Source organism: Sphingomonas flavescens (assembly GCF_030866745.1).
Classification (GTDB): Bacteria; Pseudomonadota; Alphaproteobacteria; order Sphingomonadales; family Sphingomonadaceae; genus Sphingomicrobium; species Sphingomicrobium flavescens.
This window is the reverse complement of the sequence record NZ_CP133016.1, coordinates 734,817-753,614: the sequence shown is the minus strand read 5'-3', so window position 1 is coordinate 753,614 and position 18,798 is coordinate 734,817. Positions and strand designations below refer to the sequence as shown.

At 64.4% G+C, this 18,798-nt stretch carries 20 protein-coding genes and 2 riboswitches; of the genes, 12 read left to right on the top strand and 8 right to left on the bottom strand.

Annotation, left to right across the window (positions count from 1 at the left end):
* Positions 1–59: 59 nt before the first annotated feature.
* The 5 genes from QU596_RS03870 to QU596_RS03850 are packed head-to-tail and all read right to left on the bottom strand — an operon-like array spanning position 60 to position 5,012.
* Complete coding sequence (locus QU596_RS03870) at positions 60–1,325, bottom strand: pilus assembly protein CpaE (protein WP_308517279.1); 1,266 nt, start codon at positions 1,323–1,325, stop codon at positions 60–62.
* Positions 1,325–1,963 (bottom strand): CpaD family pilus assembly lipoprotein, encoded by a 639-nt coding sequence (locus QU596_RS03865; RefSeq protein WP_308517278.1) that lies wholly within the window; start codon positions 1,961–1,963, stop codon positions 1,325–1,327. Before QU596_RS03865 ends, QU596_RS03870 begins: the two co-directional genes overlap by 1 nt.
* A 29-nt stretch (positions 1,964–1,992) precedes the next feature.
* On the bottom strand, positions 1,993–3,447 hold the full coding sequence (locus QU596_RS03860) for a type II and III secretion system protein family protein (protein WP_308517277.1): 1,455 nt from the start codon (positions 3,445–3,447) through the stop codon (positions 1,993–1,995).
* A gap of 1 nt (position 3,448) precedes the next feature.
* Positions 3,449–4,480, bottom strand: a complete 1,032-nt coding sequence (gene cpaB / locus QU596_RS03855; RefSeq protein WP_308517276.1) for a Flp pilus assembly protein CpaB — start codon at positions 4,478–4,480, stop codon at positions 3,449–3,451.
* Positions 4,481–4,526: 46 nt separating this feature from the next.
* On the bottom strand, positions 4,527–5,012 hold the full coding sequence (locus QU596_RS03850) for an A24 family peptidase (RefSeq protein WP_308517275.1): 486 nt from the start codon (positions 5,010–5,012) through the stop codon (positions 4,527–4,529).
* A gap of 50 nt (positions 5,013–5,062) precedes the next feature.
* On the opposite strand from QU596_RS03850, the gene QU596_RS03845 reads away from it, so the two are divergent.
* A complete protein-coding gene (locus QU596_RS03845; protein WP_308517274.1) occupies positions 5,063–6,157 on the top strand; it encodes an NAD(P)/FAD-dependent oxidoreductase in 1,095 nt (364 codons plus the stop codon).
* Positions 6,158–6,281: 124 nt separating this feature from the next.
* Here the strand turns inward: QU596_RS03845 and rnhA are convergent, their stop codons facing one another.
* Positions 6,282–6,740 (bottom strand): ribonuclease HI, encoded by a 459-nt coding sequence (gene rnhA / locus QU596_RS03840; protein WP_308517940.1) that lies wholly within the window; start codon positions 6,738–6,740, stop codon positions 6,282–6,284.
* A complete protein-coding gene (ispH, locus tag QU596_RS03835; protein ID WP_308517273.1) occupies positions 6,737–7,693 on the bottom strand; it encodes a 4-hydroxy-3-methylbut-2-enyl diphosphate reductase in 957 nt (318 codons plus the stop codon). Before ispH ends, rnhA begins: the two co-directional genes overlap by 4 nt.
* 89 nt (positions 7,694–7,782) lie before the next feature.
* Between ispH and QU596_RS03830 the strand changes: the two genes are divergently transcribed.
* The 8 genes from QU596_RS03830 (at position 7,783) to QU596_RS03795 (ending at position 15,138) form a co-directional block, all read left to right on the top strand.
* A complete protein-coding gene (locus QU596_RS03830; protein WP_308517272.1) occupies positions 7,783–8,424 on the top strand; it encodes a hypothetical protein in 642 nt (213 codons plus the stop codon).
* 79 nt (positions 8,425–8,503) lie between these two features.
* Positions 8,504–8,595: riboswitch (glycine riboswitch) on the top strand.
* 1 nt (position 8,596) lies between these two features.
* Positions 8,597–8,670: riboswitch (glycine riboswitch) on the top strand.
* Positions 8,671–8,733: 63 nt separating this feature from the next.
* The gene (gcvT, locus tag QU596_RS03825) at positions 8,734–9,933 is read left to right on the top strand and encodes a glycine cleavage system aminomethyltransferase GcvT (protein ID WP_308517271.1); all 1,200 of its coding nucleotides are present in this window, start codon (positions 8,734–8,736) and stop codon (positions 9,931–9,933) included.
* Positions 9,930–10,301, top strand: a complete 372-nt coding sequence (gene gcvH, locus QU596_RS03820; RefSeq protein ID WP_308517270.1) for a glycine cleavage system protein GcvH — start codon at positions 9,930–9,932, stop codon at positions 10,299–10,301. The genes gcvT and gcvH overlap by 4 nt, the downstream gene beginning before the upstream one ends.
* Entirely contained in the window at positions 10,298–11,047 is a 750-nt protein-coding gene (locus tag QU596_RS03815; RefSeq protein ID WP_308517269.1) for a class I SAM-dependent methyltransferase, read from the top strand. Before gcvH ends, QU596_RS03815 begins: the two co-directional genes overlap by 4 nt.
* The gene (gene gcvPA, locus QU596_RS03810) at positions 11,047–12,405 is read left to right on the top strand and encodes an aminomethyl-transferring glycine dehydrogenase subunit GcvPA (RefSeq protein ID WP_308517268.1); all 1,359 of its coding nucleotides are present in this window, start codon (positions 11,047–11,049) and stop codon (positions 12,403–12,405) included. The genes QU596_RS03815 and gcvPA overlap by 1 nt, the downstream gene beginning before the upstream one ends.
* Positions 12,402–13,997, top strand: coding sequence for an aminomethyl-transferring glycine dehydrogenase subunit GcvPB (gene gcvPB, locus QU596_RS03805; RefSeq protein WP_308517267.1), 1,596 nt, complete (start codon positions 12,402–12,404; stop codon positions 13,995–13,997). Before gcvPA ends, gcvPB begins: the two co-directional genes overlap by 4 nt.
* Positions 13,997–14,506: a CcdC protein domain-containing protein gene (locus tag QU596_RS03800; RefSeq protein WP_308517266.1), complete on the top strand. Its 510-nt coding sequence runs from the start codon at positions 13,997–13,999 to the stop codon at positions 14,504–14,506. The genes gcvPB and QU596_RS03800 overlap by 1 nt, the downstream gene beginning before the upstream one ends.
* Positions 14,503–15,138 carry a DUF938 domain-containing protein gene (locus QU596_RS03795; protein ID WP_308517265.1) on the top strand — a complete coding sequence of 212 codons (636 nt, stop codon included), beginning with the start codon at positions 14,503–14,505 and terminating at the stop codon, positions 15,136–15,138. Before QU596_RS03800 ends, QU596_RS03795 begins: the two co-directional genes overlap by 4 nt.
* On the opposite strand, the gene QU596_RS03790 is transcribed toward QU596_RS03795, so the two are convergent.
* Positions 15,135–15,818, bottom strand: coding sequence for a PilZ domain-containing protein (locus tag QU596_RS03790; protein ID WP_308517264.1), 684 nt, complete (start codon positions 15,816–15,818; stop codon positions 15,135–15,137). The two genes, QU596_RS03795 and QU596_RS03790, sit on opposite strands and share 4 nt — an antisense overlap.
* Positions 15,819–15,982: 164 nt before the next feature.
* Between QU596_RS03790 and QU596_RS03785 the strand changes: the two genes are divergently transcribed.
* Genes QU596_RS03785 through QU596_RS03775 form a run of 3 tightly spaced genes read left to right on the top strand, consistent with a single transcriptional unit; the run spans position 15,983 to position 18,798 of the window.
* Positions 15,983–16,960, top strand: a complete 978-nt coding sequence (locus tag QU596_RS03785) for an aspartyl protease family protein (protein ID WP_308517263.1) — start codon at positions 15,983–15,985, stop codon at positions 16,958–16,960.
* Between the two features lie 30 nt (positions 16,961–16,990).
* Positions 16,991–18,013: a GNAT family N-acetyltransferase gene (locus tag QU596_RS03780; protein WP_308517262.1), complete on the top strand. Its 1,023-nt coding sequence runs from the start codon at positions 16,991–16,993 to the stop codon at positions 18,011–18,013.
* Complete coding sequence (locus tag QU596_RS03775; RefSeq protein ID WP_308517260.1) at positions 18,013–18,798, top strand: polysaccharide deacetylase family protein; 786 nt, start codon at positions 18,013–18,015, stop codon at positions 18,796–18,798. The genes QU596_RS03780 and QU596_RS03775 overlap by 1 nt, the downstream gene beginning before the upstream one ends.

Here is an 18,798-nt window from a genome sequence, read left to right as displayed (position 1 = left end):
CTTCGCCTCTCACTTCTTCAGCACGACGCCGCGAACGGCGCCGCGCACCCCCAGTCGATTTACGCAGCCTTGTCTTTGGGCTTCGCGAGCATCGACTTCAGACCACTGACCAACGACTTCGAATTGCCGCCGGCGGCTTCCGGTGCCGAACCTTCTTCCGTCGCGTGGTTCAGAACCATGCCGGAAAGGGTGTTGAACGGCGCGGCGAGCTTCCCCGTCGCGACTTCCGCCATCGGCTTGCCAAGCTTGGCTGCCTGAGCAGCAACCTTGGCGTCGAAGGGGAACACCACGTCGACAGAGCGCTCGATCGACTGCTCGAAGTCCTTGCGGCTGATTTCCAGCGCGCCGCCCGAAGGAACGCCGTTCGCGACGACGATGACCTTGGTCTGCGGTGCGTTCGACTTCAGCCAGGCGAGCACGCGGATGGTGTCGCGGGTGCCGGCCAGCGTGAGCTCGGCGACCACCACGGCAACATGCGCGTCGTGCACCAGGTGCGGATACTGGATCAGCATGTGGCGCGGCAGGTCGAGCACGGTGCTCTCAAAGGCGTTCCGCATTTCTTCCTGAAGCTGGAAGAAGGCGGTGCCGTCGGTCACCAGTGGCTGGTGGATCGGGGCCTCGGCCGACAAGACCGAAAGCCGCTCGTTCGCACGAACCATCGCGCGCTCGATGAACAGACCGTCGATGCGGCTCGGGTTCTCGATCGCGTCGGTCAGGCCGCGGCCGGGCTCGAGGTCGAGCGCAAGCGCGCCGGTGCCGAAGTGGACGTCGAGGTCCAGCAGTGCCGTCGAACGCCGCGACTTCTCACCGAACAACCAGGCGAGGGAGGTCGCGATCGTCGAGGCACCCACACCGCCGCGTACGCCAATGACCGCAGCCATGACATGCGGCTTGTCGGCCTGCGTTTCGCCGCGCGGGCCCGACAGGATCATCTGGGCATGCGCGAAGGTGTCGCGCAGCTGATCGACCGTGAAGGGCTTCAGCAGATAATCATGGATGCCGCTGGCGACGAGATCACGGTACAGGCGCACGTCATTGACGGTGCCTGAAGCGATGACGATCGTGCCCGGCTCGCAGACTTCCGCAAGCGCGTTGATATCATTGAGCGGATCGGCGCTTTCGCTTAGATCGACGAACAAGATGTTCGGGCTGGCCGACACCGAGAGCGACTGGACCGCATTGCGCAGCCCGCCCTTGTTCACCTTCTCCGGCGACCAGCCATGCTCGACCGCAACGGGCCGCAGCATGTCTGCCGTGGCATCGTCGCTTACGAAGGCCGTGAACGGGTCACGCAAACCCGCGCGTGCCTGAAACGGAGCATTCATTAGTTGCCTCCCTTCGAGCTGGCAGCCTTGAGATCGCCGCTGCCGGTCGGTGCCTTTTTGCGATACATGTCGATCGCCCGCGTTGCGGTGACGCCATCGGGAACGCCGGCGCCGTCACGGCCGCGCAGCAGATCTTCCGGGTTGGCGACCATTGCAGCGATGTTGCTGTTCACGCCGCAACCGAAGTTGCTCATCGTCTTGTTGTCCCAGTCGGGCTGCGACGGATTGCGCCAGTTGGGGCAATTCGGAACTTCGGCCCGACGGCGCGCAACGACGACGCGAACGCCGTTGGCTGGCACTGAGCCGGCAGTCACTGGAGCGCCGGTGGAGACCAGCATTCCGTAGCGACCGGCGACGGCGGCCACTTGCTGACGGGCAGCAGGCGCATAGCCGGCGTCGACGTAAACCGTGTCGCCATAGCCGAGGCCAAGGCCCTGGAACCAGCCGTTCAGGCGATCGGCCTCACCGGGGGCGAGAGTGCCGCCGGGCGCAGCAGCGTCGAACACATAGTCCGTGCTGGTGACGACCGGGACGTTTACCGAAGCGAGGCCCTTCGCCGGATTGTCCGGTGAGCCCGGCGTCTGGCAAGCTGCCAGCGCGCCGCTGCCGAGAGCGATGAGGAGAAACTTCGAACGCATCGTCGATTCCTTCCTGAAGAGGCCGCGCATCACAGCTTGAACCCAGGGGCCGGAGCGGCGGCGGTCCCGGCGGCGGCCGGAACGGTGGCTGCCGGGACCGCGGTCGGTTCACGCGAGCCGCTGACACCGCTGAATGACTGGCCGCCGAAGTCGCGCTGCAGGTCATTCGGCACACGATAGCCATCGACCGGAGTCGCGAGCTGGGTCGAGACCGGGCGGACGAGGTACGGCGTCACGATGACCACCAATTCGGTCTCGTTGCGGCGGAACTGCGTCGAACGGAACAGCGAACCGAGGATCGGCAGGTCGCCAAGGAATGGCGCCTTGTCGATGTTGTTGGTCGCCGTGCTGCGGAGCAGGCCGCCGATCATCATCGACTGCCCCGACCCGAGCTCGACCGTCGTTTCCGCGCGGCGTGTCGTCAAAGCGGGAACCGTGAAGCCATTCAGCGTCACCGCATTCTCGTTCGACAGTTCGCTCACTTCTGGGCGGACGCGCATCGAAATGCGGCCGTCGCCCAGGACGATCGGCGTGAAGGCCAGGCCGACGCCATATTGCTTGTACTCGATAGTAACCGAGCCAAGTGCTTGGCTGACTGGAACGGGGAACTCACCGCCAGCAAGGAAGCTCGCCGTTTCACCCGACAGCGCCGTCAAATTTGGCTCTGCGAGGATCGATACCAAGCCGTCTTGAGCAGCAATATCCAAGGACGCGGTTAGATCCAGGCCCAGGAACTTGGTCGCAGCACCGAAGGTCGAGCCGATTGTGCTGCGGATGATCTGACCCGATCCGGTAGAAGATCCACCGGGCGGAGGCAGATAGATGCCCTGGCCCTGAAAGGCGCCGAACTTGAAGCCGCCGGTCGGGTCGCTGGTAAGCAGGTTGATACCCCACTTCTTCAGCATCGAGCGGTTGATCTCCGCGATCCGGACCTTGAGCATGACCTGCAGCGGCGTGGCCGAACGCAGGCGGCTGACCACCTGAGTGTCCGAGCCGACGTAAGCCTGGACGAGGCGCTGCGCTTCCGCGACATCTTCCGGGTTCGCAACCGTGCCCGTCAGGAGCACGAGGTTGTTCATCGGCGTCGCCTGGACGCTGGCCTCCGGCATCGCGAGGTGCAGCATTTCGCCGACCGAGCTGATGTTGTTGCCGACGCGGACGTTGGCGGCGTAGACGACCCGACCGTTCTTGGCCGTCGCGTAGACCGTCGTTTCGCCCGAGCCCTTGCCGAAGACGTAGAGCTGAGTGGACGAGCGGACCTGGACGTCAGCAACCTGGTCGTTGGCGACGAAGACGTCGCTCATCGGCTCAGACAGGCGAACCAGCGTGCCAGTGCCCTTGCTGAGGTTGACCGTCTCGGCCGGCTTGGCTGCGGTCGGCTGGGCAACGGCCGGAGCCGCGGCGCCCAAGGTGCCGAACGCAAGGGCCAGGGCGGCCACTGCGGTGCCGAGGCGAGCCCGGCGATTGATCGACTGAGTTTTCATCTTAGCGAGCTCCCACCGGAACAACGGTGACATTATTGCCGCGAGCGACACGAACGACCGGACCTTCGGACGAAGCCTGGCCCGAAATTGCCTGGCCAAGGCCCTTGCCAAAGCTGCCCATAGCTTTGGCGAGTGTGTCCGACTTGTTGGTCCGTGCAGGGACGGTGCGGCGCTGGAAGCGCGACACGTCGCCGCCGGTCGAGTAGGTCGTGTTGGTGTCGATCGGCCGGTTGGCCATCGCCAGCAACATCTGCTTCTCTTGGGCGGGATCGGTGCCGGCCGGAACCTTGACGTTGCCAGCGGCCACCGCCCGTTCGATGTCGGCCGTATTGTCGGCCAGCGAGCGGAGCGACAGCGACAGCGAGCCGAGGCTCTGCGCAACCGCGATCTTCTCGGCGATCCGCGGCGTAACCTCCAGGGTCACGTTGGCGAACACTTTGACCGCAGTCTTGCCGTCGTCATCCTTGCTGGTGATGCGCTGGTCGGTAGCGAGCACGCGCAGGTTGCGGATGATCGTTTCCGAGACCTTGAGGGCAGGCCCATCGCCGCCGCCTTCAACCTGCTGCGTCAGCACCAGGTCGATGTGATCGCCCGGGAAGACGAAGCCGGCAACGCCCGAGGAGACGTTCACAGGCACCGTGATGGCACGCATTCCGGCGCCCAGCGCGGCGGCGAGGAAGCCGCGGTCCTGCGGGCCGACGAGGGCGCCGCGAGTGACTGGCTGACCGGCCGTGATCGGATTGCGCACCACGGTACCGAGCAGCTTCTTGGCATCGCCGTCAGGCTGTCCGTCGACGTAGTAGGCGCTCTGCATGAGCTCCTTCGGCCACGGCTGATAGGTGAAGCTGTCCGCATCGATAATCGTACCGACCGGAAGTGCCTTCTTGGCAACCAGCACCTTTGGCCCCATCGGCACAGGTGCCGCCGCGGCCTGCTGGGAACCAGCACCGGTGAACATATTTTTTGCCATGACAGCGGTGATCACTGCAATGACGAGCGCTCCAACGAGCAGCGCGAGCTTCTTCACATCCATGGCGTAGTCGCCTCCCCCTTGCGGGCCCCTTGAACAGCCTCACACATCAGACAAATTGGTTAAGAAACCGTTGGGTGAGAATCGGCGCGAGCACGAAAAGCGCTCCAGCGGCGATCGCCACACCATAAGGAATTTTCGGTCGCCCGGCGTTCTTCCTCGCTCGGTGCCAGACCAGGATGCCAAAGGTCAGCAGGCCGCCGACAATCGCCATCAGCATCAAAAACTTTAGTGTGTTGGCAGGCGTGAACCACAAAGCGAGGGCTGCAGCGAGCTTCACGTCCCCTCCGCCCATCATGCCCGTGTAGAAAGCGACCGCCAGCACTGCGAAAACGATTGCGCCAGCCGCGACCTGGATCGCCATGCCGGGAAACGGGTCGACGCCAAGCGAAATCCAGTAGAGAGGAGCTCCAAGAGCGACCCCAGCGGTAATTCGGTTCGAGATGGTGAATGTGCGCGTGTCGACGACCGCCGCAACGACCAAGGTCGCGGCAAGTGCAAGCAACAGCAGCGCGGTGAACCCCCCGTTCAACATATTGTTCGGTCTAGACGGCGGGGCTTTCCAATTCGTAACCAAGATCAAGAATGAACGATTTTGACGTCATCATAATTGGCGGCGGCATCGCCGGCTCGAGTCTCGGCGCGGAGATTGCGGCACACCGGCGGACGCTGATTGTCGAAGGCGAGAACGCTTGCGGCTACCATTCAACCGGCCGCTCGGCGGCTTTTTACCTGGAGAGTTACGGTGGGCCCGAAGTTGCCAAGCTGACGCTGGCTTCGCGTGACTTTCTCGAGTCGCCGCCACCGGAATTCGCCGACCATGGCTTCCTGCGACAGCGCGGCGATCTCCATCTGACGAAGGGTGACCTTCCTGAACTTCCGTCCCAGGTGGCGACGAGGATCGTCGAGCGGGAAGAACTCGAACGGCTGGTGCCCGGGGTCCGTGCCGATTGGAAGCGGGCACTGTTAGAGCCAGGTTGTGCCGATATCGACGTGGCCGCGCTTCACGCGGCCTTTCTGCGCAGCTTTCGCCGAAATGGTGGGCAGATTGCCACCGGTTCGCGTGCAGTTTCGGGCGTTCGAGAAGAAGGTGCTTGGCGGTTAGCGCTGGAAGACGGCGCCGAACTCCGCGCGTCAATCGTTGTGAACGCGGCGGGGGCGTGGGCCGACCACGTGGCGCGGTCTTGCGCGGTTGAACCGCTCGGAATCGCGCCGAAGCGGAGGACGATGGTCCAACTGCGCGTCACTCAAGCGGGCCTCCGCGATCTGCCGCTGGTCGATGACGCCGAAGGTAGCTTCTATTTTAAAGGGGAAAGTGACCAGACCGTGTGGCTCAGTCCACACGACGAGATTGAAACCGAAGCCTGCGACGCCGCGCCGGAGGAGATCGACATCGCAACAGCGATCGACCGCTTCGAGCGGGTCGTCGACTGGCCGGTGGAGCGGGTCGAGAGGAGTTGGGCCGGCTTACGCAGCTTCGCGCCGGACCGGCTGCCGGTCTACGGTTATGATCCTGATGCGGAAGGGTTTTTCTGGTGCGCCGGACAAGGGGGATTTGGTATCCAGACCTCCCCGGCAGCGGCTAGGCTCGCTGCGGCAATGCTGTTGCATCAAGAACCGCATCCGAGTGTCGCGGCGATCGACCCGGCGATTTTCTCGCCTCGACGATTTCAGGTTTGAGGGAGTGGGGAGGCGCGGGTCACGCCTCCCCTCACCAACCATCCAACAGGGGGAACGAGAGAGTCGGTGACAGGTCGATTTTTAGGCTCCCGAAGATGACATCCCAAGTGAACTCTAGTTCATTCTAAAGCCGGTGATGTCGGCGCTGGTCGTCCGCCTCGGCGCAGGCCAGCGCATCGACCCGATCGTTCTCCGGGTGCCCGCTGTGCCCTTTGACCCAATGCCACTCGATGCGGTGCGGGGCCGCCGCCTTGATCAGTTCCTGCCAAAGTTCCGCGTTCTTAACCGGCTTCTTGTCCGAGGTCCGCCAGCCGTTCCGCTGCCAGTTGTGAACCCACTTGGTGATACCGTCGCGGACGTAGATGCTGTCGGTGTGAAGCGCGACGCGACAAGGCCGTTTGAGGGCTTCCAGCCCCCTGATCGCCGCCAGGAGTTCCATCTTGTTGTTAGTCGTTAGCGGCTCGCCACCCGCAAGTTCACGCTCCCTGTCGCCCATGCGCAGCAAGGCCGCCCAGCCGCCTGGTCCGGGATTCCCGCGGCAAGCGCCGTCGGTAAACATCTCGACTTCAGGAAGCTCGTTCAGGCGACAAGCTCTCGCGGAAGCTTGAACACCATGCGTTCCGGCGTGTGATCGACCTGCTCTTCAATCACCACGAATCGCTCGCGGAGTGCCTCGACGACCTCACGGACCAGGATTTCCGGGGCGGACGCGCCGGCGGTCAGACCCAACGTCTGTGGCGTCCCGAGCCAATCCCAATCGATATCCTTCGCCCGCTCAATAAGTCGCGCAGGAACGTCCATCCGCTCGGCAACCTCCGCCAGCCGAAGGGAATTGCTGCTCTTTGGCGAGCCAATTACCAGCATCTTCTCGCACTCGGAGGCAATCGCCTTCACCGCCGCCTGGCGGTTCGAGGTCGCGTAGCAAATATCCTCGCTGCGTGGCGCGCGGATTTCCGGAAACCGCGTCTTGATGGCGGCCACAATGGCCGACGTATCGTCCACCGACAGGGTGGTTTGCGTCAGAAATGAAAGATTGGCCGCTTCTGGAACCTGCAACTCGGCCACATCCTCGACTGTCTCAACCAAAGTCATCGACCCCGGCGGGACCTGGCCGAATGTCCCGATCACTTCGGGGTGGCCAGCATGGCCGATAAACAGGATATGCCGCCCTTCTTCGATCAGCCGCTGCGCCTGACGATGAACCTTGGACACCAGCGGACAGGTTGCGTCGAGATAGCTCAGGCCCCGGTCCCGCGCTTCCGCCGGCACGGACTTGGGAACGCCGTGCGCGGAGAACACGACCGGCCGGTCGTCCGGGACGTCTGTCAGTTCCTCGACGAAGACTGCGCCTTGGTCACGAAGGCGATCGACCACGAAGCGGTTATGCACGATCTCGTGCCGAACGTAGACGGGGGCGCCGTATCGCTCGAGCGCAAGCTCGACGATTTGAATGGCGCGGTCGACGCCAGCGCAGAAGCCGCGCGGAGCGGCAACCAGCAGGCGGAGCGAAGGAAGGGAGGGATCGAATTCAGCCACGATGCAGGCCATGTAAGGCATCGCTTGCAGCCATAGAAGGCCCTTCCTATGAACGCGGGCCTGCTGACCGCTGTAAGGATTGCGCCCAAGTGAAGCTTCGTCTCACCGCTCTTCTCGCCCTGACTGCACTGAGCGCCTGCCGCCACGCCGGCGAAATCACTTCGGACAATGGGGGCGGGGTCTACGCCGTCCGGAGCAATTGTCCGATTGTCGGCATTCCGACCGGAACGGGCGACATCACGTTGTTCAATCCTCAGGGCAGCGTCGTCGCTAGCGCGATTGATGTCACGGCCGCCATCAGTCAGCTTCGGTCTACGTGCACCAGCGGTGATGCTGACGTGGTTTCGACCGTCACCTTTACGGTGACCGCGCTTCGGCGCGATGCGGGCCCCGCTCGCCAAGTCATTCTACCTTATTTCGACGTTGCGTTACGCGGAGGGCAGACCATTGCCGCCAAACAGGTGGGCGCCGTCGCGCTGAATTTCCCGGCGGGCAGTCAGCACGCAATGACGAGGGCGCAGGCCAGCATCAAGGTCAGCCGCTACGCCGCGACGCTCCCTACGAATGTTCGCGCAATTCTGACGCGCCCGCGCAAGGCCGGCGATGCTGACGCGGCAATCGATCCGCTGGCTGACCCGGCGGTGAAGTCGGCCGTCGCCAACGCGACCTTCGAGCACCTGGTCGGCTTCCAGCTGACGCAGGATCAGCTGAAGTACAACGCAACCCGCTAGATTCTCACCGCAACTTGCGTTGACTTGGGGGAGCGGCGCGGCCAAGGCCGGCGGCGTCACCGGTGGTGAAAATCAACGGAATGGACGCGCGGGAGAGTTCGCACGCAAGTGCGGCGCCGAAGGAGCAACCGCCCCCGGAATCTCTCAGGCATCAGGGACCGCGCGAGCCTGACAGTCTGGAAAGTGCCTTGGCCGGTGGCCGGGGCCGCCGAAGGGGCAAAGCTCTCAGGCGCTAGGGACAGACGGGGGCGGCAGCCGAGGCGTCCGATGTTGGCGCGCGGGAGTCGCACCTTTTGCCGGAGCGCAGGGATGAGCAGGGAAGTTCACAACGGTCCGACCGACGACACGCAAGCGCGTGGCACCCCGTATAGCGGCGACCCCGAGGGCGGCGAGAGCAAAGCCCCGACGCTGGAGAAGCTGCCGCTGGACGCCTGGCACCGGGAGCACGGCGGTCGAATGGTGCCCTTTGCCGGTTACGAAATGCCCGTCCAGTACGAAGGCATCATGGCTGAGCACCTGTGGACGCGAGAAAATGCCGGCCTGTTCGACGTCAGCCACATGGGCCAGCTACTCGTCCACGGCCGTGACGTAGCGACGGCGCTTGAGAAGCTGATGCCCGGCGATTTCCAGGCCGCCAAGGACATGACGCCCAAATATTCGCTGCTGCTTGATGAGAATGGCGGGATCATCGACGACCTGATGGCGACGCGGCGGGGCGACGATTTCTACGTGGTTGTCAACGGCGCCACCAAGCACGGCGACATTGCAGTGATGGAGCGGCGCCTGCCTAGCGGTGTCGTCGTGGATTACATGAAAGAGCAGGCATTGCTGGCCCTTCAAGGCCCGCGCGCCGTCGAAGTGCTCGAGAAGATCATTCCGGGCGTCAGCGAACTCGGCTTCATGCAGGGCGCGCCGTTCAATTGGCAGGGCCGCAACCTGTGGATCAGCCGATCGGGCTACACCGGCGAAGACGGGTTCGAGATTTCCGTGCCGGCGAACGCTGCAGTCGACCTTGCCGATGCTATCATTGCCGATAACCTTGCTAAGCCGATCGGGCTGGGCGCTCGGGATTCACTGCGGCTGGAAGCCGGTCTCCCCCTCTACGGGCATGATATCGACACCCAGACGACGCCGGTGATGGCGGGCCTGACCTTTGCCATCAAAAAGCGCCGACGTGCCGAGGGCGGCTTCGCGGGCGACCTGCGTATCCTGGCCGAGCTTGAGAAGGGCGCACCACAAACCCGGGTTGGCTTTGTTATAGAAGGCCGTCAGCCTGTTCGCGAGGGCGGACTGGTGCTCGACAGCGAAGGGAATGAAATCGGTAAGATCACCAGCGGCGGCTTCTCGCCCTCGCTGCAACGCCCGATCGCCATGGGCTATGTCGCCAGCCATCTCGCCGAGACCGGCACCGAGCTGAAGCTCAGCCAGCGCGGCAAGCTGTTCGACGCCCGCGTCGTCGCGATGCCCTTCGTTCCGCACCGCTATCACCGCAAGGGAGCCACTGCATGACCGTCTATTTCACCAAGGAGCACGAATGGATCCGGGTCGAAGGCGATACCGCGACCATCGGCATTTCCAATCACGCGCAGGAACAGCTGGGCGACATCGTGTTTGCCGAAGTGCCAGAGGCCGGGCGACGCGTGAACAAGGGTCAGGAAGCGGCGGTCGTTGAATCGGTGAAGGCAGCGTCGGACGTGTACGCGCCGGTCTCCGGTGAGGTGGTCGAGGGCAACCAAGCGGTCGCGGACGATCCCGCGCTGGTGAACAGCGATCCCGAGGGGCAGGGCTGGTTCTTCAAGCTCAAGCTCGACAATCCGGGCGAGCTCGCCGGGCTGATGGACGAAGGCGCCTATCGCGACTGGGTCGCTACGCTTTGAGCGCAGTCGCTGCCTCGACCAGCAAGTGGGACGCGGCGGACTATGCCCGCGTGGGCGGCTTTGTGGCCGAACTGGGCGGAGCGGCGCTCGACCTGCTCGACCCGCAGCGGGGCGAGCGAATTCTCGACGTCGGGTGCGGCGAGGGGACGCTGACCCGCAAGATCGTCGAGCGCGGCGCGACCGTGCTCGGCATCGACAATTCGCCGGAGATGATCGCGGCGGCCCGCGCGAGTGGCGTCGACGCCGTCCAGCTCGCAGCCGAGGACATGCAGTTCTTCGCGGAATTCGACGCCGCATTTTCCAACGCCACGCTGCACTGGGTCGTGCAAAAGGAGCAAGCGGCGCGGGCGATCTTCCGAGCGCTAAAGCCTGGCGGACGCTTTGCCGGTGAAATGGGCGGGGAGGGCAATCTCCGGAAACTGCGCGACGCCCTCGACGAGGAGCTGATCATCCGCGGCTACGCGCCGCCGCTTGAAGCCAGCAATTGGTACGCCTCACCGGAGGAATTCGCCGCGGTCTACGAAGCGGCCGGGTTCCGTGAGATCGACGCGCGGCTCATCGAACGCCCGACCAAGGTCGAGCACGGCATCGCCGCCTGGGTCACGACGTTCCGCAAGGGATGGCTCGACCGGGCAGAGGTGCCGGAAGGGGAGCGCGCGGAGATTGCCGCCGCCGTCGCCGACCGCGTCGGATCCAACATTGCCGATTATGTCCGCCTTCGCTTCATCATGAGGAAGCCCGCCTGATGCGTTATTTGCCGCTGAGCGACGCCGACCGCAGCGAGATGCTGCAGGTAGTCGGTGCCGGCTCGATCGACGAACTGTTCAAGGACGTGCCCGAAGAGGCGCGGCTGACCGGCCCGATCCACGGCCTGCCGATGCATGCGTCAGAACTCGCGGTCGAACGGCACATGAGCGCATTGTCGCGAAAGAACATGGTCGCGGGAGACGTGCCGTTCTTCCTCGGCTGTGGCGCGTATCGGCATCACGTGCCGGCTAGCGTCGATCACATCATCCAGCGCGGCGAGTTCCTGACCAGCTACACGCCCTACCAGCCCGAAATCGCCCAGGGCACGCTGCAGATGATGTTCGAGTTCCAGACGCAGGTCGCGCGTCTGCTCGGGTGCGAAGTCGCCAATGCGTCGATGTACGACGGCTCGACCGCGATGTGGGAAGCGATCGTCATGGCGCACCGCATTACGCGGCGCCGCAAGACCATCGTCAGCTCGGGTGTCCACCCGCATTACGTGAGCGTGGCCAGCACGATGGCGAAGTTTACCGAAGACGATCTGCGGACGACCGTGCCGGAATTGACTGCCGAGCCGGATATGGACCGGCTGCTCGGCGCGATCGACGGCGAGACCAGCGCCGTGGTCGTCCAGTATCCGGATATTTTGGGCCGGATCACCGATCTGACGCCGATCGCCGAAGCGGCGCATGCAGCGGGCGCGCTGCTGATCGCGGTGGTGACCGAGCCGGTGGCGCTCGGCGCGATCCGCTCGCCGGGTGAGATGGGCGCGGACATCGTCGTCGGCGAAGGCCAGTCGATTGGCGTCGGCCTGCAGTTCGGCGGCCCGTACGTCGGCCTGTTCGCGTGCCGCGAGAAGCACGTTCGCCAGATGCCAGGGCGTCTTGCCGGCGAGACGGTCGATGCTGAAGGCAAGCGCGGCTTCGTGCTGACCTTGTCGACGCGCGAGCAGCATATCCGGCGCGAGAAGGCGACGTCGAACATCTGCACCAGCTCGGTGCTTTGCGCGCTCGCCTGGACGGCGCACATGACGCTGCTGGGCGAAAAAGGGCTGCGCCAGCTCGCGGCCTTGAATCACGCGCGCGCGTGCGAGGCTGCCGACCGGCTGAGCGCCATCCCGGGCGTGCGGCTGGTCAACGACAGCTTCTTCAACGAATTTACGCTGGAGCTTCCGGTCGAGGCGCGGCCCGCGGTGCACGCGATGGTCAAAAGGGGCGTGCTCGGCGGCGTTTCGCTTGGACGGCTTTATCCCGGTGAGGACAGTCTGAAGAACGGCCTGGTCGTGGCGGTCACCGAGACGGTGACCGACGAGGATATTACCGCACTGGAAGCCGCGCTGAAGGAGGTCGTCCGATGACCGTCAATCCGTCGGGATGGCGCCCGTCGACGCCCACCAACGAGCAAGGCGAGCAGCAGACGGTCACCGGCAATCGCGCGCTGATGCTCGAAGAGCCGCTGATCTTCGAAATGGACGGTGACGATGCGACGGGTGTCGACTTCGCGCCGCTGCCCAAGACGGCCTCGCGGCTTGGTGGGCTCGAGCGATCGCAGGCGATTGGGCTGCCCGGCCTCAGCGAGCCGGAGACCGTCCGTCATTACACGCGCCTGTCGCGGCAGAATTACGCCATCGATCTGGGACTGTTCCCGCTCGGATCGTGCACCATGAAGCACAATCCGCGTCTGAACGAGAAAGTCGCGCGGATGCCCGGGTTCGCCGACGTGCACCCGCTGCAGCCGCAGGAAACGGTGCAGGGCGCGCTGGAGGTCATCAATCAGCTGGCATTCTGGCTGATCGACCTGACCGGCATGCACGGTGTGGCTATGAGCCCAAAAGCCGGTGCGCACGGAGAGCTGTGTGGACTACTCTGCATTCGCGCGGCGCTCGAAGCGCGCGGCGACAAGCGCGAGGTCGTTCTGGTGCCAGAGAGTGCGCACGGCACCAATCCCGCCACTGCCGCCTTCGCGGGCTATCGCGTCGAGAACATCCCGGCCAATGCCGCCGGCCGCGTCGACCTCGACGCGTTGAAGGCGCGGCTCAGGCCCGACGTTGCGGCGGTGATGATCACCAATCCGAACACTTGCGGGCTGTTCGAGCCCGACATGAAGGCGATCAGCGACGCCGTTCATGCCGCGGGCGCGTTCGTCTATTGCGACGGCGCCAACTTCAACGCGATCGTCGGGAAGGTCCGCCCCGGCGACCTCGGCATCGACGCGATGCACATCAATTTGCACAAAACCTTCTCGACCCCGCACGGCGGCGGCGGCCCGGGTTCGGGCCCGGTCGTCCTTTCCGAAGCGCTGTCGCCCTACGGCCCGCTGCCATTCGCGGCGAAATATCCGGACGGCAGCTTCCGAATCGTCGAGGAAGAGACGGCAGGCGACGAACATCCGGGCGCGTTCGGGCGCATGGTCGCTTTCCACGGCCAGATGGGCATGTTCACGCGGGCGCTGACCTATATCCTCAGTCACGGCGCGGACGGTCTGAAGCAGGTCGCCGAGGACGCGGTGCTCAACGCGAATTACGTCCTGCGCAGCCTGAGTGACGTCCTCGACGCGCCGTTCGCCGGAAGCGGGCCGTGCATGCACGAGGCCATCTTCTCCGACAAAGGCTTCGCGGACGGCGTCAGCACCATCGATCTCGCCAAGGCGCTGATCGACGAGGGCTTCCACCCGATGACCATGTATTTCCCGCTGGTCGTCCACGGCGCGATGCTGATCGAACCGACCGAGACGGAGTCCAAGGCGAGCCTGGACCAGTTCATCATGGCCATCCGCTCGATCGCCGAACGCGCCAAGGCCGGGGACCAGAGCCTGAAGTCGGCACCGGTCCATGCGCCACGCCGTCGACTCGACGAGACGCTGGCCGCCCGCAAGCCGGTGCTGGCGTACAAAACGCCGGCCCCTGATGGCGCCGAGAACGGCGCGATGGCAGAGGTCGGGGGCCGCTGATGGAGCCGAGGCTGCTGCAGGCCCTGATACCGATCCTGATCATCGGGGTCGTGCTCGCGTTCCGGCTGAGGTCGATGAGCCGCCGGCAACCCCTGAATGTCGCGCGGTTGTGGCTCGCGCCGCTGATCCTGATGGTGATCGCAATTTCGACCATTGCCGCTCATCCGCCGGGGACTCTCGGCCTTGCAGCCTGCGCCGCCGCACTAGCGGTCGGTGGGCTGTTAGGCTGGCATCGCGGCAAGCTGACCCGGATCGAACGCGACCCAGCGACGGGCGCGCTGTTCCAGCAGGCCTCGCCGGGCGCGATGATCCTGCTGATCGCCATCATCGCGATCCGCTTCGCCGCGCGCTATTATCTTCAAGGGCAGACAGCGCCCGGCAAATTCGACCAGCATACGTTGATCGTGACCGATGCCTTGCTCTGCTTCGCCGTCGGCTTGATCGCCATGACCCGGATCGAGATGGGCCTGCGTGCGCGCGCCCTGCTTGCCGAGCGTCCGGCGGCGTGACCGACGAGCGGCGCTTTTACGAAGCGCCGGTCGATGGAGGTTTTCGCTCGGCGCCAGCCGCGCTCCGCAACCGAGAAGTCATCGCCGACGTGCTTGCCGAGTGGCTGCCCCAGACCGGCGTTGTCCTGGAGCTTGCCAGCGGCACTGGTGAGCACGCCGTCCACTTCGCCGAGCGCTTTCCTCAGCTGGACTGGCAACCCAGCGACATTCATCCCGAGGCCCTCGCGTCGATCTCGGCGCGTCGGGCCTACGCCGGATTGCCAAATATTCGGGAGCCAATCGCCCTCGACGCTTCGTCGCCGATGTGGCCGATCGATCATGCCGATGCAGTCCTGAGCATCAACATGGTTCATATCAGCCCGTGGGCAGCCGCATTGGGCTTGCTGCAAGGAGCGCAACGGGTGTTGGCGTCGGGCGCGCCGCTTGTCCTTTACGGTCCGTGGTTGCAGCGGGACATCGAGCCGGCCCCGAGCAACGTGGCGTTCGATACCGATCTCAAACGGCGAGATCCGGCCTGGGGATTGCGGACGGTGGAGGATTTTGCGGCGGCAGCGACGGCGCGCGAATTGCAACTGGCCGAAACGCGTGAAATGCCCGCGAATAACCTGATGCTGCTCTTTCGCCGCGACTAGGCGACGTTGCGGCGTTCCGCGGCTTCACGCTGCTGCATTTGCAGGAACTGCATCAATTCGGAGATGGGGTAGACCCGATTGAAGCCGATCCCGTAATAATCGCCGTCGCGCCACTTCACAACGCCGGCCGCCGCATGAAGTCCCGACAGCGTGACCACAATGTCGCTGCCAACGGTCAGGTCGACGGGAGAATTCACGCAAATGCCGCCCTGGGAGATGTTCGCAACAGGCGCGCGGAATACCGTCTTCTCGTGCCGCAGGGTCGCGGTGCAGTTCAGCTCTATCCGCGGCATACGCGGCCGCGGCTGGCCTCCAGGCGCATTGAGCAGCGCAAGCACGTCGATCTGCTCATCGAACACGACGCCGACCAGCCCGTTGTCCGACCATTGGGCCTGACCGCTGACGGACTCGCCGTGCTTCAGTTCGATCGTGATCCGCGCACCGACCGGGATTGGCGAATAGGGGCGGATCATCATGCCACCGGCGGAGACGTTACGAATGAGGCATAATTCGCGCCGGCCATCGACCGTTATCGCGCCGACCCGCAGCAAGCTGACGTATCGTTCGCCGCTCCGACGGTCGGGACAGGATGGCGCATCGGTGGACAATGAATAGAGGGTCGTTTCGACAAGCTTTTTCTTGGGCAAATCCTGGGCTCCGGTCTCTCGATCGTTCCTCACTTGCTTTTCCCGCCACGGCTTTCGTCGAAGCGGTCCCACTTGCTGCAGATTTTTAGCAGCCAAGGCTTACCCAACTCTTTCATTCGGGCCGTTCAACTTAGTCCGTTCTGGCGGTTTGCCGATCGACGCCGCCAGGCGTAGACTGATGGCGACGGAGAAGGGGCATGCAGAAGCGGCGATGGGTCTTGGCGATGGCGGCAGGAATGTCTGCCCCGCTGTCGGCGCAAACCACAACGACGACACTCGATTCCGTGGCAGGCGTGCCGGTCATCGACAAAACGACCCAGACCGAAGACATCCGGTTCAAGTCCCGCGACAGCCGGATGACGGTTCCAGTCCGTCTATCGGGGGCGGGACCTTATCAGTTCCTGGTCGACACGGGTGCAGACCGGTCCGCTGTATCGACCGATCTCGTCAGCAAGCTCAACCTGCGAACAGAAGGCGGAACGCAACTCCATAGTCTTTCCGGGATCAGCGAAGTGAAGACGGCGCGGATCAGCGATGTTCATCTGACGCGCCGTCCAGAGCGGTCGGTAGATGCCGCGGTGCTGAGCGGTGCCAATATGGGTGCCGACGGCATTGTCGGCGTGGACCTGCTTCGATCGCAGCGCGTGCAGTTCGATTTCGAAAAGCAGACCATGTCGATCGTGCCTTCGACAACGCCCGAGTTCGTTCGGGGGCCGGACACCATCGTCATCGAGGCCCGAAGGAAGAACGGCCGCCTGATCGTCACCGACGCCTATGCAAATTCGCAGCCGCTGACGGTGGTGGTCGATACCGGGTCGCAGGTCAGCATCGGCAACCAGGCCCTGCGCGCGAAGCTGCTGCGGAACAACCTGGTCGACGTTGCGCACGAGGTTGAGCTGGAATCGGTGACCGGGCAGAAGATCATCGGTGAATATATGATCGTCCGGAAGCTGGAAATCGGGGGACTGAACCTGACCAACCTCGCCATCGTGTTCGCCGATGCGCATACCTTCAAGCAGTTGAAGCTGAATGATCGGCCGGCGTTGCTTCTGGGCATGAACGCGATCCGCGCATTCAAGCGCGTGTCGATCGACTTCGCGAACAAGAAGTTCCGCGTCATGCTGCCTGAGGAAAGCGCGCTGGACGTGCGTTTCGCAGCGGCCGGCCAGCCCTGACCGGGAAACCATCTGCCAAAGTGAGCGGTGTTGAGTTCCTCGGTTAAGCTGTCGCTTGTCAGCTTCGGTGACGACGTGCGGCGGGCTTACGCGCGTCTGTTCGCCGGCGATCCCGACAAGGCGCCCGCGCTGCTCGACTGGCGCTTTGCCGCGAACCCGCACGGCGCGGCGAAATTCGCCGTCGCGATGGATGGCGGCGAGGTGGTCGGGATGATCGCGCTGGTGCCAACGAGGCTGCGGTCTGGAGGCAAGGCAGCTCTTGGGTACCAAGCCATCGATACGATGGTGGACGAAGCTTACCGTGGGCATGGACTTTTTGTGAAGTTGGGTGCCTTGGCACAGGTTGCGGAGCGGCTGGGCGGATCGGTCCTTTGGGGATTGCCGAACGCCAACGCAGCACCGGGTTGGTACGGCCGCCTCGGCTGGCGTAATTTCGGGCCGGTCCCGATGTTGATCCGACCCTTGCGCAGCGGGTTTGTCCTGGGCCGGATGCACAAGGCATTCGGTCGACTGGATGTGCCGATGGTCGGACGGCCGAGCGAGACTTTCGACACTCTCGGCCCGGCGGATCTCCAAGGCTTTGACGAGTTATGGGGGGATTTCGCGTCGTCGTCAGGCACATCGGTCGATCGCTCGGCGGCGTGGCTTCGTTGGCGGCTGTTCGACAAGCCGGGGACGGACTATCGTGTCGTCGGTGCACGGCAAGGCTCGCGGCTTGACGCGCTCGTTGCCACGCGCATCGCGGACAAGCATGGCGCCCGGCTCTGCTATGTCATGGACGCGCTCGCCAGGCCTTCGGACGGAGAATCGCTGACAAGAATGCTGCGCAGCGAACTGGCGGCGGCCGCCGCAGCTGGCGCGGGCGCGGCACTGGCATGGTGTCCGGCGCATGCGCCGGCTTATCGCAGCTACCGGAGGGCAGGGTTCCTGCCGTTTCCGGCGAGGTTTCGCCCGATCGAGATCAATTTCGGGGCCCGCCCGCTCGACGCGAAGGCGGGCGAGATCGTGGCCGCGCCCTGGACGCTCAGTCTGCTCGGTTCGGACACCAACTAATGCCCGCGAAATTCATCCTGAGCCTGGATTGCGAGGGCAAATGGGGCGTGGCCGACCGGTTGACGGCCGTGCATCGTGAGCGGCTGGCCGACGATCCGCTGGCCGCCGCGTACGGGCAAATTCTGGGCCTGCTGGATCAGCACAACGTGCCGGCGACCTTTGCCTTCGCTGGCCTGTTTTCGCAGAGCGCGGCGCAATTCAACGTGTTGCGGCCGGAGGTGGAGGCTTTCGCCGCGCAGGCGCCGGGTTTTCTGCGCCCGGCGCTTGCCGACATCGACTCGGCGAACGGGTCGGGCTGGCATGGCGCACAGCTGGTGCAGGCGGTCACGCACGTCAAAACCCCGCACGAGATCGCGCTTCACGGCGTCACGCATGTGCCGTGGACCGACATGGATGATACGCTGGCGGCGGCAGAGATGGCCTTGTTCGCGCGGCTCGAAGGGCCGGTGCGCAGCAGCCGAACGTTTGTCTTTCCGCGCAATCTCGTCGCCCACGAGACTTTGCTGGCGTTGGCTGGAATCGTCGGATACCGCCAGGCGCCCAAAAGCCGCTCGCGTGCGGCGTCTCTGGCGGCCGAATTCAACACTTTGGCAAAAGCGGAGCAGCCTTTGGCGTCGTCCGGGCCTCTAGCCATTCCCGGTGGTTTCTTCCCGTACAACGCACCGTTCCAGGCGGGCCAGCCGGTCACCGTAACCAGCTCATGCAACGCAACATCGACCTGGCTGGCGCAATCTACCAACCCGCCGGCCAATCCGCCCGCGCAGCGCGGCGAGCGCGGCCGCTAG

What these genes read in the sequence shown, in the direction of transcription:
- QU596_RS03870 (WP_308517279.1), bottom strand. Translation starts at nt 1,325, where the DNA reads ATGAATGCTCCGTTTCAGGCACGCGCGGGTTTGCGTGACCCGTTCACG.
- QU596_RS03865 (WP_308517278.1), bottom strand. Translation starts at nt 1,963, where the DNA reads ATGCGTTCGAAGTTTCTCCTCATCGCTCTCGGCAGCGGCGCGCTGGCA.
- QU596_RS03860 (WP_308517277.1), bottom strand. Translation starts at nt 3,447, where the DNA reads ATGAAAACTCAGTCGATCAATCGCCGGGCTCGCCTCGGCACCGCAGTG.
- cpaB (WP_308517276.1), bottom strand. Translation starts at nt 4,480, where the DNA reads ATGGATGTGAAGAAGCTCGCGCTGCTCGTTGGAGCGCTCGTCATTGCA.
- QU596_RS03850 (WP_308517275.1), bottom strand. Translation starts at nt 5,012, where the DNA reads ATGTTGAACGGGGGGTTCACCGCGCTGCTGTTGCTTGCACTTGCCGCG.
- QU596_RS03845 (WP_308517274.1), top strand. Translation starts at nt 5,063, where the DNA reads ATGAACGATTTTGACGTCATCATAATTGGCGGCGGCATCGCCGGCTCG.
- gcvT (WP_308517271.1), top strand. Translation starts at nt 8,734, where the DNA reads ATGAGCAGGGAAGTTCACAACGGTCCGACCGACGACACGCAAGCGCGT.
- gcvH (WP_308517270.1), top strand. Translation starts at nt 9,930, where the DNA reads ATGACCGTCTATTTCACCAAGGAGCACGAATGGATCCGGGTCGAAGGC.
- gcvPA (WP_308517268.1), top strand. Translation starts at nt 11,047, where the DNA reads ATGCGTTATTTGCCGCTGAGCGACGCCGACCGCAGCGAGATGCTGCAG.
- gcvPB (WP_308517267.1), top strand. Translation starts at nt 12,402, where the DNA reads ATGACCGTCAATCCGTCGGGATGGCGCCCGTCGACGCCCACCAACGAG.
- QU596_RS03800 (WP_308517266.1), top strand. Translation starts at nt 13,997, where the DNA reads ATGGAGCCGAGGCTGCTGCAGGCCCTGATACCGATCCTGATCATCGGG.
- QU596_RS03785 (WP_308517263.1), top strand. Translation starts at nt 15,983, where the DNA reads ATGCAGAAGCGGCGATGGGTCTTGGCGATGGCGGCAGGAATGTCTGCC.
- QU596_RS03775 (WP_308517260.1), top strand. Translation starts at nt 18,013, where the DNA reads ATGCCCGCGAAATTCATCCTGAGCCTGGATTGCGAGGGCAAATGGGGC.